Annotated in this window: 9 protein-coding genes; 2 read left to right on the forward strand and 7 right to left on the reverse strand. The window is 41.8% G+C overall.

Going from position 1 to position 13,949, the window contains the following annotated elements:
- Window positions 1-283: 283 nt before the first annotated feature.
- Entirely contained in the window at window positions 284-3,247 is a 2,964-nt protein-coding gene (locus C9J47_RS00690; RefSeq protein ID WP_107251790.1) for a hypothetical protein, read from the reverse strand.
- 170 nt (window positions 3,248-3,417) lie between these two features.
- Between C9J47_RS00690 and C9J47_RS00695 the strand changes: the two genes are divergently transcribed.
- Complete coding sequence (locus C9J47_RS00695) at window positions 3,418-3,708, forward strand: DUF3303 domain-containing protein (RefSeq protein ID WP_107251791.1); 291 nt, start codon at window positions 3,418-3,420, stop codon at window positions 3,706-3,708.
- Window positions 3,709-3,865: 157 nt separating this feature from the next.
- On the opposite strand, the gene C9J47_RS00700 is transcribed toward C9J47_RS00695, so the two are convergent.
- The 6 genes from C9J47_RS00700 to C9J47_RS00725 form a co-directional block, all read right to left on the reverse strand.
- Window positions 3,866-4,072 carry a DUF3283 family protein gene (locus C9J47_RS00700; RefSeq protein ID WP_107251792.1) on the reverse strand — a complete coding sequence of 69 codons (207 nt, stop codon included), beginning with the start codon at window positions 4,070-4,072 and terminating at the stop codon, window positions 3,866-3,868.
- A gap of 103 nt (window positions 4,073-4,175) precedes the next feature.
- Window positions 4,176-4,940: a hypothetical protein gene (locus C9J47_RS00705; RefSeq protein WP_107251793.1), complete on the reverse strand. Its 765-nt coding sequence runs from the start codon at window positions 4,938-4,940 to the stop codon at window positions 4,176-4,178.
- A gap of 303 nt (window positions 4,941-5,243) precedes the next feature.
- Entirely contained in the window at window positions 5,244-6,740 is a 1,497-nt protein-coding gene (gene putP, locus C9J47_RS00710) for a sodium/proline symporter PutP (RefSeq protein ID WP_107251794.1), read from the reverse strand.
- Window positions 6,741-6,906: 166 nt separating this feature from the next.
- On the reverse strand, window positions 6,907-7,602 hold the full coding sequence (locus C9J47_RS00715) for an aldehyde dehydrogenase family protein (protein ID WP_107251795.1): 696 nt from the start codon (window positions 7,600-7,602) through the stop codon (window positions 6,907-6,909).
- Window positions 7,603-7,636: 34 nt separating this feature from the next.
- A complete protein-coding gene (putA, locus tag C9J47_RS00720) occupies window positions 7,637-10,762 on the reverse strand; it encodes a bifunctional proline dehydrogenase/L-glutamate gamma-semialdehyde dehydrogenase PutA (RefSeq protein ID WP_107251796.1) in 3,126 nt (1,041 codons plus the stop codon).
- A gap of 421 nt (window positions 10,763-11,183) precedes the next feature.
- Window positions 11,184-11,981, reverse strand: a complete 798-nt coding sequence (locus C9J47_RS00725; protein WP_107251797.1) for an AraC family transcriptional regulator — start codon at window positions 11,979-11,981, stop codon at window positions 11,184-11,186.
- An 860-nt stretch (window positions 11,982-12,841) separates the two neighbouring features.
- Here C9J47_RS00725 and C9J47_RS00730 point away from each other — a divergent pair.
- On the forward strand, window positions 12,842-13,795 hold the full coding sequence (locus C9J47_RS00730; protein ID WP_107251798.1) for an AEC family transporter: 954 nt from the start codon (window positions 12,842-12,844) through the stop codon (window positions 13,793-13,795).
- Window positions 13,796-13,949 lie beyond the last annotated feature (154 nt).

Consider the following 13,949-nt stretch of genomic DNA (forward strand, 5'->3'; position numbering starts at 1 on the left):
AAGTCTAAGGTTTATCAAATTGGTAACTACAAAAGAAATATTTAGATCAAGAAATACTGAAGTATAGCCATAAATTTACAGACTGTACGTTCTTGAATAACACTGTATTGTTTGAAAAATATACCCAGCGAGCCATTGCACGACCACCGTATAATATACCGCTTTATAATATCATTACATTTCTGAATAAATGCTGAAAAATGACTATTCAGTCAGTCGCTTTGCGTGATCGTTTTTGGAATATTAGATTGATACATCCAACGTTAATTATCTTTTCTTGGTATTACCAAAAACTGCCCGAAATATTGAGATAAAACTGCTCTTTCCCAAGTTCGTCATCAAATCCATGCGCATAACCCAAGGTAACTGGTAACGTTAAGCCATACCCTAACTTAGCTTCAATCGATATTTGTATACCTGCCCCCGTTAACTGCTCAATATTATGACTCTCATTCCACGCAGCACCTGAGTCAATAAACACTGAGCCTGAGATATCACCAATACCAACGGGATACAGCCTCCAGTTTCGCTCTAATCGACCCAACCATGTTTCGACCTCTAACCGTTGCGTTGCATAGCGATGACCTCGCTGTACCGATTCATCGTAGCCACGTAGTGCTTGCGTATCTCGTCCAAATAAACGCGATTCTTCAAGAAGATCAGTTCCACCTAATCGGAATGACTTCGCGCTATCATCGGCATAACCAAAACTTAATCGCCCAGTTAACGTGGTTCTGCCGGGGAAATCCCATGTTCCTAGCCACTGCCCTTGATATTTTTCACCGCTATAATCACCATTAAATAATGCGTTTGTTTCCACAATAAAATCCGCATAGTGTCCCCAGCCAATACCGAGCACATTTAAATATGTTTCGCGGTTATCGAACGTAAACGCAAAGCCGAACAATGATTCATCAGCGGGTCGATATGGCGGAAGGTTAGACAAGCTAGGTTCTGATACCAGTGATTCTTTTTCCCAAGTAACACCAGCATGTAACGCTAGATCATCTTCCCATGACGTGAAAATGTTATTACGTTGCAATAATATATTATCATCTTGAGTAATACGCTTGCCTGTAATCTCATTACCTGACGAGGTGTTTTGTATAAACGTTTCAAAATTATGGCTACGTTCATAAGTAAATAACCAACGATTGTCATAACGATAAGCTGCATTAAAATTGGCTATATCATTGTCAAAATCCCAAGAACTTGAAATCCAATAATTGTGCCGACTTAATGCATCAGAGCCCGAGGTAAGAAACCCAACTTCCGTTGAGTTATCATCAATAAAAAGTAATGGCAGCCATGTTCGTGGACGTAAACTTGACCATGGGCTATAAGATTCAACGGCTGACTTTTCACGGGTATTAACCACAACTGGCGGGTAATCATAACGACCTTGCTGGCTGTTCACCGTAAATGTTGTTAATGGCTTAGGCTGCTCAATCACTTTCAAGTGATACCCATCAATATCGTACGCTTGATAGGCTAATCCTAAATAAGGCTGCCACTGTGGCTGAAATGCCCCTCCGATTTCACGCGTCCATTGCATTACTTCACCAGAGTTGGGGGCGATAACAAAAATATTATATATCCCCTCATAATCAGCACTGTATGCAATGCGCCCATCGGGTAAATAGACTGGACTATTTTCAGTTGCCTTTGTATCGGTAAGGGGCAGCCAATCTATATCTAAAAGAGTATTTGATGGCGTGTTTAGACTAAGAGCTTGATTATTCTTGAGGCTCTGATGGCCAGTTTGAAGAGAAGTAATAGGCAGGCGCTCTAAATTCCACCCTTGATGCGGTCGCTTCATTGACGCAACAACAAAATCTCCTGTCGGTGAAACATCAAAACCACCTAACACATCACCTTGCTCACCGCGCCACACTAAGGATGTATGTGAATTTCCCGCATCAATTAACCACAGTTCGCTTAATCCATTAATTTTTCGACTGGCTAATAACTGCCTACCATTTAACATCCAGCGTACTTTGCGAAAGCGTTGTCTTTCTGTCAGCCTTATCCAGCGATTATCTTGATAGATAAATAAATCATTAATTTGTCGACCATCAGTATAATTAACAATCCGTGATACAACTAACCCACTAATAGGGTGCAGATCTAACGCTGTAACACCTTTGGTATTAATGATATTTTGCCATTTATCTTCAGACTGAACGCTATTATTGAGCCGAGAAATAACCGCACGATCTTCACCATTTTTACGGGTAACTAATAATCCATGATTACCCGGTGTAGTTACTTGTAAATACGGGTTAATAGCAATATCACGCCCAGTTACTGCCTGCTGAGCAAGTTCTCTTATTTGTGTGTCATAACGTATTTCAAAATCCTGCTGAAAATCATCCCACAATTGGAAAAAATCTTTACCAAATACTGTTTCAGCAGAACCATTCAATAAAAAATACGGGAGTAATTTTCGGCTATAATCCTCTAAAAAAAGCGCTAGTTTTTCTTCACCATACATTGTCGCAAGGTATTCAATAAAATATGCACCATACAAATATTGCGACCCTAGCGGCCATTCACGCGACGCGACTACAACCTGTTCAAGATCATTAAACTTACCGCTAGCCACTTCCATCCGCATTTGCATGTCATACACACTGCCTTGCAATCGACCATAGCCCAGTGTTTTATTTGTTTCTAAGTAAACAGCTACCCCTTCAATAAGCATCGAAGGCGTTAAGGCATGGGGAAATAGCAAGCCATTACGACCAAGTACCTTTCGGACTCCTTTTACAGCCCCTGCACCTAACTCCATGTGCATGATGTGCGCGTATTCATGACGAATAAGCATGTGTAACCATTCATCATTCGCCTCAAGACCATTAACATCTTCTGGGGGGCTCATGAATAAACGGATTTGTGCAAAAGGAAGCGGCGTTGCCCAGCCATTAGAAAAATCAAAATCATCGACTAATACAATTTCGGTACGGTTTTCTGGATCATGAATAAAAAATGGCAGCAGCTCGCTGTGAACACGTTCTGCAATGTCTAATGATTTAGCAGCTTGTGATTGATGCCCGTCACGAAAGTGAATGGTAAAATGTTCAGATTGCTGGCTTAACCATGTTTGATTTTGGCGATCCCAAGAAACGGATTGTGCTGCCATAGCACGAGGAAGAATTAAGCCGACACAAAGCAATATGCCGACTAATAGACAAATATGTATACCAATATAACCGTTTTTTTTGAGAGTACTTCCCTTTACACTCATCAAGGTTCCTTATTCGATTAATCCGATGCAGAATCATCAGTACATTGAATAATACTATAGAATGGCATACTTGAGATGGAGGTGCCACCAGAGCTCTTTATGCGCTGTCATTGTTTAAGTGGCGGCTAGCAACCTATACTTAATACCTCTGCTTCTATGAGGTATTAGCGATGACTTTTTTAATCACATGGCAGATCCATCAGGGGAAACTTCACCCGATATTGGCTCACTTCTCTCAACTTTCCGACGAGCAGGATAAAGCGATGATGGGGGATGAGATTAAAATGATTGGGCGATGGCATGATTTGGTCAGTGGCACAGGAGTCGCAATCTGTGAATCTGATAGCGCTGCAGCTATATCAGCGTATGCGCTGAAATGGAATAATGATATGGATATCTCAGTGCAAGTAGTCGTGGATGATGCAGCGACGAAAAAACTAGGAGAAAGCTTATTGTTATAAGGCTCAGTTCAATAGTCTTTATCTAAGCGCCACAAAGTATGTAATACCATTATGGATAAGTACTGACTAATGCCTTTCGTTATTGATGAGCACTCTACAGTTCAAGTACGAAAGGCACAATTCATAATATACCCAAGCTACCATTGATTGATCACGGCTATTTCACACCCATTAGCACCTTATATTTACTAACGGCACGCTCAAATAAATCACGGTCATCATCGTCTGAAATATTGTTGCTCAACTCTGCAAATGCTTCATAACCCGCTTTGGCATTCTTCACTTTCCACACGGTATAAGCTGCCTGCTTATCTAACTCGATGCGATTTCTCTCTGTTTGGGATAGAAGCGATAGGTTTTGCATAATTGATCTCTACAGCATTACGATTAATAGCCGATCTTATAAGATTTTGGCTGTAATACCAATCGAATCATTTCACCCCATCCCCCTAAGATATTTACCTACACTAAAAACCAAGTACAATTTTAAGAATAACAAAGAAAGCCACAACCACAGCCATTATCAACATTACGCTCACAACGGGGCTAATGGTTGATGCGCATGGGTTGGTAATAACATCGGCAAGCTTTGGCTCATCGTCGGTGCGATCTATCGGTGCTGTAATTAAATCAGTAATATGATGGTGGGCAGTCTCGATCGCGTCTTCACTTGAATCGATTACCTGCGCGCTGAACCAGTGTTCGGTATCGACCAGTTGTTCACTCACAACAGGCAACGACTTCATCAATGTGCCGCATCGGCGGTCAATAACCGATACCATGATCTGGTTATCTTTTTCACCCAGCACCCAACATGGAAAATAATCCCCATCTAATTTCACTTTACTTGGATACGGGTAATCAACCTGACTAACCGCCTGTAGTAATGCTTCTTGTTCTGAAAATATTGACTGTAACCCTTGCAAGCCGCGCTCTAACCAATGGCTCATATTATTGCGATAAACAGACTGGCGTAATGGTGTAACCCGCGCAAATCCACGTGCAATATATTCAATAAAGGCATCAGCAATCGGTTCTTTATCTGTCCACATATTCGGGGTATTGATTGGCGTCAGATCAAGGCTGTGATAAACCGTTCCATTGTTCGCAACCAACTTAATTTGATTACTGCGGGCTTCTGAACACTCAACACACCATGTACTTGCAAGCTCTGCCAATACGACAGGGTACACACGCTCAACGGTCGCCAAATAGTGCTGATAATTTGTCATAGTCCCCTCTCTAAATACGCTGAAAAATAAAGTGATAATAAAAAGCTAATCGAATTTAGTTCTTCTTCATCATAATAATCTTCTTGATAATGAACTTTGACGTACCTCGTAGCTTGATAATTTTTTATACCATTTTACTTTTCATCATCCATTGCACGACTATTAAGAGTCAGAAAAAATCACTAACGTTAAAAACTAATCTCATTAAGTTTAGTTCGGACACCTACAAGCACATATCCATCAAACAAAAAAAATGCCAGTCATCAGACTGGCATTTTATTTTTAATTAAAATTGATTAGGCATTAATCAAACTCTACAAGATTCTTCTCGTATTGGTCGAATTGCTTTTGGATTTTATCTGATGGCTCACCTGTCGTCAGGCTCACAATCACGACTGATAATGTCGCTAAAATAAAGCCAGGTACGATTTCATAGATATCGAAGATACCACCTGTAATCTGCTTCCAGATAACAACCGTTAATGCACCCACAATAATACCGACTAACGCACCATTACGGTTCATACGCTTCCAGTAAAGACTAAGTAACAGTACAGGTCCAAATGCCGCACCAAAACCAGCCCACGCATAAGAGACCAAACCAAGTACCGTACTATCAGGGTTCATTGCCAACACCAGTGCAACAATAGAAAGTCCGATAACAGCAACACGGCCGACCATGACAATTTCTTCTGTTGGAGCATCTGGACGAAATACTTGCTTATAGAAATCTTCCGCCAATGCAGAAGACGACACTAATAGCTGTGAATCAGCAGTACTCATGATAGCCGCAAGAATCGCTGCTAATAGAATACCCGCAACCACTGGGTGGAAGATTGAGTTCACAAGTAACATGAAGATTTTCTCACCATCAGCTAGCTCGCCTGCCAATTGGTTATCAACATAAAGAATACCAACCAAACCTACAAGTACCGCACCAATCATTGATAATGCAGTCCAGATAACCGCAATACGGCGTGCTGTTGTAATATCAGCATTACTACGCGTTGCTTTAAAACGCGCAAGGATGTGTGGCTGACCAAAGTAACCTAAACCCCACGCTGCAAGAGAAATAATAGCAATGGCAGATAACGGTTGGCCTTTCACATCATTGAACAACGTCATTAGCTCTGGGTTTTTCAGCTCCAATGCTGCCGTAAGATCACCTACGCCACCACTCATGGCAGCAATAGGCACAATAAGCAATGCCGCAGACATCAATAAACCTTGTACAAGGTCTGTCCATGATACGGCTAAGAAGCCACCAAATAAGGTGTAAGACACAACACAAACGGTACCGACAATGACCGCAATGCTGTAATCAAGACCGAATACGGTTTCAAATAATTTACCGCCTGCAACTAAACCTGAACTGGTATAGAAAAGGAAAAACAGCAAAATGAAGAATGCTGAAATAGTTTGGATCAGTTTAGATTTATCATCAAAACGGCGTGCTAGAAACTCAGGAAGTGTTAGTGAGTTATCAGCAGTAATACTGTAAGTACGAAGACGCTTCGCACAAATCAGCCAGTTTAGCCATGTGCCCAATAACAAGCCACCAGCTAACCAAAGTGATTCAATACCAGCCGCATAAGCATAACCCGGTAGACCCAGTAGTAACCAACCACTCATATCAGAAGCACCTGCCGATAACGCTGCTGGCCATGGCCCTAACGAACGGCCACCTAAGAAATAGTCGGCTGAATTAGATGTACGCTTATAGGCGATATAACCAATTGCCATCATAGCTATCAGATAAACGATAAACGTACCTGTAATAGCAAAGCTGTTTTCAATCATTGTCGAGTTCCCTCACTTATTTAAATACCCATTCATTGCGGGTATTTTATTTATTTACTGAATATTCTATTCAGCATGTTTACTTGGTTAACCGACCTATCACTATTTCCTTCAGTCACACGACATAATTGAGGGAAATAACCATAAACCGGCTAACCACTAAAAATTAATGTTCACCACTGCCCAGTTCAAGCAGTGTTGCATTACCTCCTACAGCGGTAATATTAATGGTGCGTGTTCTTTCCGTCACAAAACGCAAGATGTATGTGGGGCTACCAATAACAGGTAACAACTCACAATCTGTTTCTGTTACTAGCTGGGCTAATAAACCATCACGTGCAGCTAACTGACGAGCCATAGCTTGTGACGTTGATAACTCACCCGCATAAGCCACACCCGCGATTGCAGTATGGCTGACCAAATCAGCGAGTTGATCACAATCTACCGCGACGATAACACCGTGCGGACAACCTGCTTTTTCAAGCTGTGATACCAACGCTTTGCCTGATAACGCACTGTCAGCTGGCAAGCATATAAACAGAGTATTGCCTGTCACTAATACTGCTGTAATTTGCCCGACAATTGCCGTAACAGTTGCATCAGCATCAGCCGTTACCACAAATGCACCACGACCAGCACTGTACAGTTCGTTGGTTTCACCTGTTGGCCCTGGCATTAATAGTGTTTCTCCCACATGCTCTAACGCATTGCGGCATTGAAACTCCACCATCAATTTCGCATTGGCTTCTAGCTGGCTAGCCCACTGCGTTAAAATGGCAGTACGCTCGCTGTAACCTAAGCCATTCCAGCTTTCCCATGTTGATAGGCTGCTATCCACCATGGTTTGAATATTTGTAGTCATAAGTTCTTCCTTCTCAATTCAGACACAGCTGCTATTACGCACTCAGTACATCTTTAGTGAAGCGATACAGATAATGTGGGCCACCCGCTTTTGGACCAGTACCCGATAGGCCTTGTCCGCCAAACGGCTGAACACCCACCACAGCACCGACTTGATCACGATTGATGTAGCAGTTACCCACGCGCGCGCGTTGCTCGATACGACAATAAGTTCGCTCGTTACGGCTGTGAACACCCAGCGTTAGACCAAACCCTGTCTGATTAATCTGATCGACAACCTGATCGATTTCATTCGCTTTAAAACGAACAATGTGAAGAATTGGGCCGAAGTTTTCATTTTTCAAAATATCAATACTGCTAATTTCAAATGCTGTTGGTGCAACAAAGTCACCCAACTTACATTCATCATTCAGCTGAGCTTGAGCCACTAGTTTCGATTGATTCTTTAACGACTCAATATGCTTTAGCAGTTTTTCTTTTGCCGCGATATCAATAACAGGACCAACATCGGTACTGTGTAACTCAGGGCGTCCGACAGATAGCTCAGCCATCGCACCTTTGATAAGAGTAATTATGCGATCGGCAATATCGGCTTGAACAAATAACACCCGTAACGCAGAACAACGCTGCCCAGCAGACGCAAATGCAGATCGCACCACATCACGCACCACTTGCTCTGGCAACGCGGTACTATCAACAATCATCGCATTCTGCCCGCCAGTTTCAGCAATAAACGGAACCGCTTCACAATCGCGTGCGACTAAAGAACGGTTAATACGTTGTGCTGTTTCTGTTGAACCAGTAAACGCCACACCAGCAATACGCACATCCGTTGTGAGTGTTGCACCCACTTCAGCCCCCGTACCTGGTAATAATTGAATTGCACCAGCAGGAACACCCGCTTCTAGCATTAGTTCAATCGCACGGTAAGCAATCAACGAGGTTTGTTCAGCAGGCTTGGCAACAACAGTATTACCTGCAGCCAATGCAGCAGACACTTGCCCTAAGAAAATCGCTAGAGGGAAATTCCATGGGCTAATGCACGCAAATACACCACGGCCTTGATAGCTCAGCTGTTTGGTTGAACCATCAAAACTTTTAATTGATTTTGCACTGGCTAGTTCAGATGATGCCTGTTCACCATAAAAGCGACAAAAATCCACGGCCTCACGAATTTCATCAATGCTGTCTTGAATTGTTTTACCCGCTTCTCGATGACAAAGGGCAACCAGCTCACCGGTATGAAGTTCAAGCAAATCAGCTAAACGCTGTAAGCACTCACCACGTTCAGAAGCAGCAACTTGTGACCATTCTGGATATGCTTCACTTGCTACATCAATTGCTTGAGCAACTTGGCTTGCACTGGAAAATGCGACCTGTCCTACACTTTCAGAACGATTATAAGGGGCGGTAATTGCGTGTTGTTCACCATCAAGCGTTACGCCATTAACGATAGGGCCAGCCTGCCATTGATGCTGACTAAATGCCTGAATAGCTGCATTGAACGGTGTCCACTCAGATTCAATATCAATATTAATGCTGGCAGAGTTTTTGCGACTCTCACCAAAGATCTGTGGTGGCAGTGGAATAAGGCTGTTATTTAGCGAAGGACGAGAGCGTAAGGTATCTACCGGATGCTCTGTTAATGATTCAATCGGGCAATCGGCATCAACCAAGCGGTGAACAAACGAGCTGTTAGCACCATTCTCAAGTAAGCGGCGCACAAGGTACGGCAGCAAATCTTTATGGCTACCAACAGGCGCATAAATACGTACATTCGCTTGATACATGTCCATTGCATGATTATAAAGCGCATCGCCCATGCCATGCAGACGTTGGAATTCAAAATCACGGTGATCAGTCATCGCCACAATAGCAGAGATTGTATGGGCGTTATGGCTAGCAAACTGCGGGTAAATCACTCCACGTAAATGCTCAGATAATAAGAAACGAGCACACGCAAGATATGCGCTATCTGTTGACTCTTTACGAGTAAAGACTGGGTAGTCACTAAAACCACTTTGCTGAGAAAGCTTTAATTCACTGTCCCAATAGGCGCCTTTCACCAAGCGTAAAGGAATAACATCGCCTTGCTCTTTGCTTAATGCCGCTAACCATGCCAGTACAGGTAGTGCACGCTTAGAGTAAGACTGGACAACGATACCAAATCGACCCCAGCCTTTAACTGCATCTGAACGGTATAGCTTTGCAAATAACTTTAATGACAACTCAAGACGATCGGCTTCTTCAGCATCAATCGTAATACCCACATTCAATTCACGCGCACGTGAAAGTAATGTAAGCACTGATTCATACATTTCATCTAATACACGGGCTTCATTCGCTACATCGTAACGAGGGTGCAAAGCAGATAGCTTTATAGACACCGTTGGATCAGGCGATTGTTGATTACTGCCTTTTTGGTTGGCATACCCATCACGACCAACAGATTCAACCGCCATGATGTAATCTTTAAAATACTTTTGAGCATCTTGTGCCGTTAATGCCGCTTCACCCAGCATATCAAATGAATAAGTGAAACCTTTATCACGGTTACTCTTACCATTTTTCATTGCTTCTGAAATCGTACGCCCCAGTACAAACTGGTGACCCATGATCTTCATCGCCTGATTCATCGCTTGACGAATCACAGGCTCAGACATTTTATTAACTAAGCGATTAATCACATGAGATGGTTTACCGTCTTCTTTGGCATCCATTGTGACCACTTTCCCCGTCAGCATCAGACCCCAAGTAGAGGCATTCACAAACAGAGAATCAGAATTTTTAAGGTGAGACTTCCAATCAGCAACACTGAGTTTGTCGCGAATAAGGGCATCAGCCGTTGCGGCATCAGGAATACGCATCAAGGCTTCTGCTAAACACATCAGCAAAATACCTTCTTTAGTATCTAGGCTGTATTCCAATAACAATGCATCAATCATTTGAACTGCATTTTCATCGGCACGCACGCGCTGAATAAGCTCAGCGGCTTTATCTGTTGTGTGTTTACGTTCTACATCTGACGGCTCAGCCAAAGGTAATAGCTGTTCTAGCCATAACGACTCATCAACAGAATAGAGCGGCGAAATCAGAGTCCAGATTTCGTTTAACGGACGCTCAATAAAGGATGGCTGAAGTACATCTGCCGCATTGAACATAATCATTCCCTCAATAATGAATCCTGAAGTTTATCTATATCGTCAGGATAAATGTTACACCAGTGTTACTATTGAGGGGATTCTATTTTCCACAGCTCGTCTAGTCTTGCTATATTCTCCGTTAATTTTTAGAAAAAGTCCGTTTTTTAACAAAATTAGACACAAAACATCATCAAAAAAACTTGTTTCATACCGATTAACGTAAAGTTAGCTGCAAAAAATGAACATGAAAAGTTACGCAAAAACAGTAAATGTTCCTACGTAAGTATGAATATGATAACGAGAGAGGCTAGAAAAGAAGAGAAACAAAGAAGAGTCAAAAAAATGCTGAATATAAGCAACAAAAAAATGATATTTTCAATTAAGCCGTTGAATTAAATGAAATATAAAAACGACCATTCAACTAAGACAATAAATGAAGCTATAAGTTATCTTTTTTAAAACGCGCAGGTGGCATGCCGTATAAACGTGAAAACGCTTGTGTAAAGCTACTCTGACCCGAGAATCCACAGCTTTGTGCCACCTGGGCCAAACTCAACTGCGACTCTTCCATTAATTGTTTCGCCATTTCGAGGCGCTTCTTTAAAACATACTGATGTGGTGTTACACCTGTTTGATTCTTGAACAATAAATGAAATTGGCTTTCACCTAAAAAAACCAGCCCCGCCAATTGTGTTACAGAAATTTTACGCGTTAGATGCTGAATAATATATTGATCGACAATATCCATATTCAGACGGGCAATGTGGCGATCAGATGCTAACGGCTTAAAATGTCGCTGCAATACGCACATCAGTGTATCGGTACATGCTTTACTTAATAACAGATCATCAGGGTGCGCTGTCATTTCAACAGTGAGTGCATTAATAAGGTTTTGAGCTTGGCTATCAAGATGAAAATAGCTCGACTGATCAAATAAGCGTTCGACACGTTCCACCGCATAAGAAGGTTGTAAATGGCCGTAGGTTTCTTCAAACGAATTTGGGGAGACTGGTATATTCAGAACCAATATTTCATTTCGACCTAAACCAGAAAAGGCATGTTCAGAATCAGCGGTCACTAAACACCCCTGACCAGGGCAAACAAGATTACCATAGCCTTCTATATCAAATTCTGTCTGTCCAGATAAGCCAATCACAACTTGGTTATAGCCATGATTATGGTGTTCCATCTGTTCTGGCAGTATGACAATTTCTGAATGTTTAAACTTAGTATTCATCTATAACAAATAAACCAATAATGAATAAAGCATTGTCTCAGTAACCGTGCCTAGACTCTAGTTTCTTTTCTCTTAATGAACAATCTCTCTTCTAAATATATACCCAAGCGACCTCAAGATGCAGGATTCAGAGTGATATCAGCGTATTTGACACAGAAGTAGATACGCTGAATCACTCCCGAAGGGCGAGTTTTGTTGGGATCTATGCGGTGTTACTTATTTCCAACGTAAAACCCTAGCTCTATAAATAAGTGCCTTACCTAGAGCCCAACAAATTCTCGCTGAAACGAGCATCTTGAGGTAGCTTGGGTATAGTGTTTTCGCCACGTAAACACACCGGAAAAGTGATCAAGATAGCATTCTTTACGGACAGTGTGATTTCAATTTCAACGATCGCGCTTATTCCCTTATGCTACAAGGGCTCAGCGATACTCACGCCTTAATCGAAAGCATATTGGAAACATGTGTCAAAATACATAATGCAAAATATATTTCATAATAATCAATGAATTATAGATTTTACATGCTTGATCATTGTTCCAGTTTTTTAACGAAAGAAGAAAAGAGCCCCCCAAAGTTGAGATGAAAACAAGATCACTCCTTGATCATCGTTCCAAAAGGTTAACGATCCAAACATAGGATCCTTCTTGATCATCGTTCCAATTGAAATGACACCCCCCGTTAATTCACGCTGCTTGATCATAGTTCCGAAAACAAACAAAGTACTCAGCAATACTCTAACTGCCAATATAAACCTTAAAAAACATCAATTTAAATAAAAAACCAATAAGTTATAGATAGGAACGTCCATTCATCGCTCTTTTTGTGTTACAAATAGTTCGATTAATAAGGATATTGAAATGAACGAATTCTGGATCCAACTGCAATACTCATTTTCTGTTACTGGACCTATATTTATCATGCTCGGCCTCGGTATTGCCCTTAAACGCTGGGGGATAATTGAAGAAAAGTTCATTGAAACGGGGTCGAAGCTCGTCTTTACCGTCACGCTGCCTGCGCTATTATTTTTAAGCGTGGTAAAAGCGGACTTAGCGCAAGTAGGGAACATCAACCTATTGCTGTTTGCTTTAGCTGCGAATACCGCTACCTTTGTTATTTTTGAGTGTTTAGCGCATTGGTTAGTAAAAGATAAAGCAGAAAGGGGCGTGGTTGTGCAGGGGGCGTTTCGGGCGAATACCGGAATAATAGGTCTGGCATATGTATCCAATGCCTATGGCGAGAATGGCTTAGTGGTTGGTTCATTATATGTTGCAGTAATTACAGTACTTTACAATATTCTTGCCGTAATAACGCTAACGCGATCGTCCCCTAGTAACCAATCACTGAATACCCGTTATTTATTACGTTCTATTGTAAAAAATCCTTTAATTATCGGTATTTGTGCTGCGATTCCCTTTTCCTATTTAAATATCAGCATTCCAGAGGTATTACTTAAATCAGGGAGCTATTTTGCAGATATGACACTACCCTTGGCGCTACTGTGCACTGGGGCAAGCTTGGATCTGAAACAACTGCGTCAAGATTCTACTCATGCAAAATATTCAACCTACGGGCGCTTGATCATCGCTCCGGTATTAATTTCACTTGCTGGCTATATGCTGGGCTTTAGAGGGTTAGAACTAGGAGTTATTTTCTTGATGAGTGCCGCACCTACAGCAGCAGCAAGTTATGTAATGGCACGTTCAATGGGAGCAAACTCTAAGCTGGCGGCCAATATTATTGCCCTTACAACGGTAGGATCACTGCTTTCGTGCAGCTTAGGAATAACGATCCTCAACAGTTTTAATCTATAAAATCAGTGCAATTATTAACGATGAGTCGACACCGATTCACGGCTTATTAATTGTTACCATCGCCTGACGGACAGGGATGATTCATTAAGCCCTTATTTTTCAAATCTTTTACTACGCGCAATTTTAATTAACTGGCTGATAGCCTGATCTTCAG

Source organism: Photobacterium indicum, assembly GCF_003026215.1.
GTDB classification, from domain to species: Bacteria; Pseudomonadota; Gammaproteobacteria; order Enterobacterales; family Vibrionaceae; genus Photobacterium; species Photobacterium indicum.

Coding starts and splice junctions, on each gene's coding strand:
- C9J47_RS00690 (WP_107251790.1), bottom strand. CDS start 3,247: ATGAGTGTAAAGGGAAGTACTCTCAAAAAAAACGGTTATATTGGTATA.
- C9J47_RS00695 (WP_107251791.1), top strand. CDS start 3,418: ATGACTTTTTTAATCACATGGCAGATCCATCAGGGGAAACTTCACCCG.
- C9J47_RS00700 (WP_107251792.1), bottom strand. CDS start 4,072: ATGCAAAACCTATCGCTTCTATCCCAAACAGAGAGAAATCGCATCGAG.
- C9J47_RS00705 (WP_107251793.1), bottom strand. CDS start 4,940: ATGACAAATTATCAGCACTATTTGGCGACCGTTGAGCGTGTGTACCCT.
- putP (WP_107251794.1), bottom strand. CDS start 6,740: ATGATTGAAAACAGCTTTGCTATTACAGGTACGTTTATCGTTTATCTG.
- C9J47_RS00715 (WP_107251795.1), bottom strand. CDS start 7,602: ATGACTACAAATATTCAAACCATGGTGGATAGCAGCCTATCAACATGG.
- putA (WP_107251796.1), bottom strand. CDS start 10,762: ATGTTCAATGCGGCAGATGTACTTCAGCCATCCTTTATTGAGCGTCCG.
- C9J47_RS00725 (WP_107251797.1), bottom strand. CDS start 11,981: ATGAATACTAAGTTTAAACATTCAGAAATTGTCATACTGCCAGAACAG.
- C9J47_RS00730 (WP_107251798.1), top strand. CDS start 12,842: ATGAACGAATTCTGGATCCAACTGCAATACTCATTTTCTGTTACTGGA.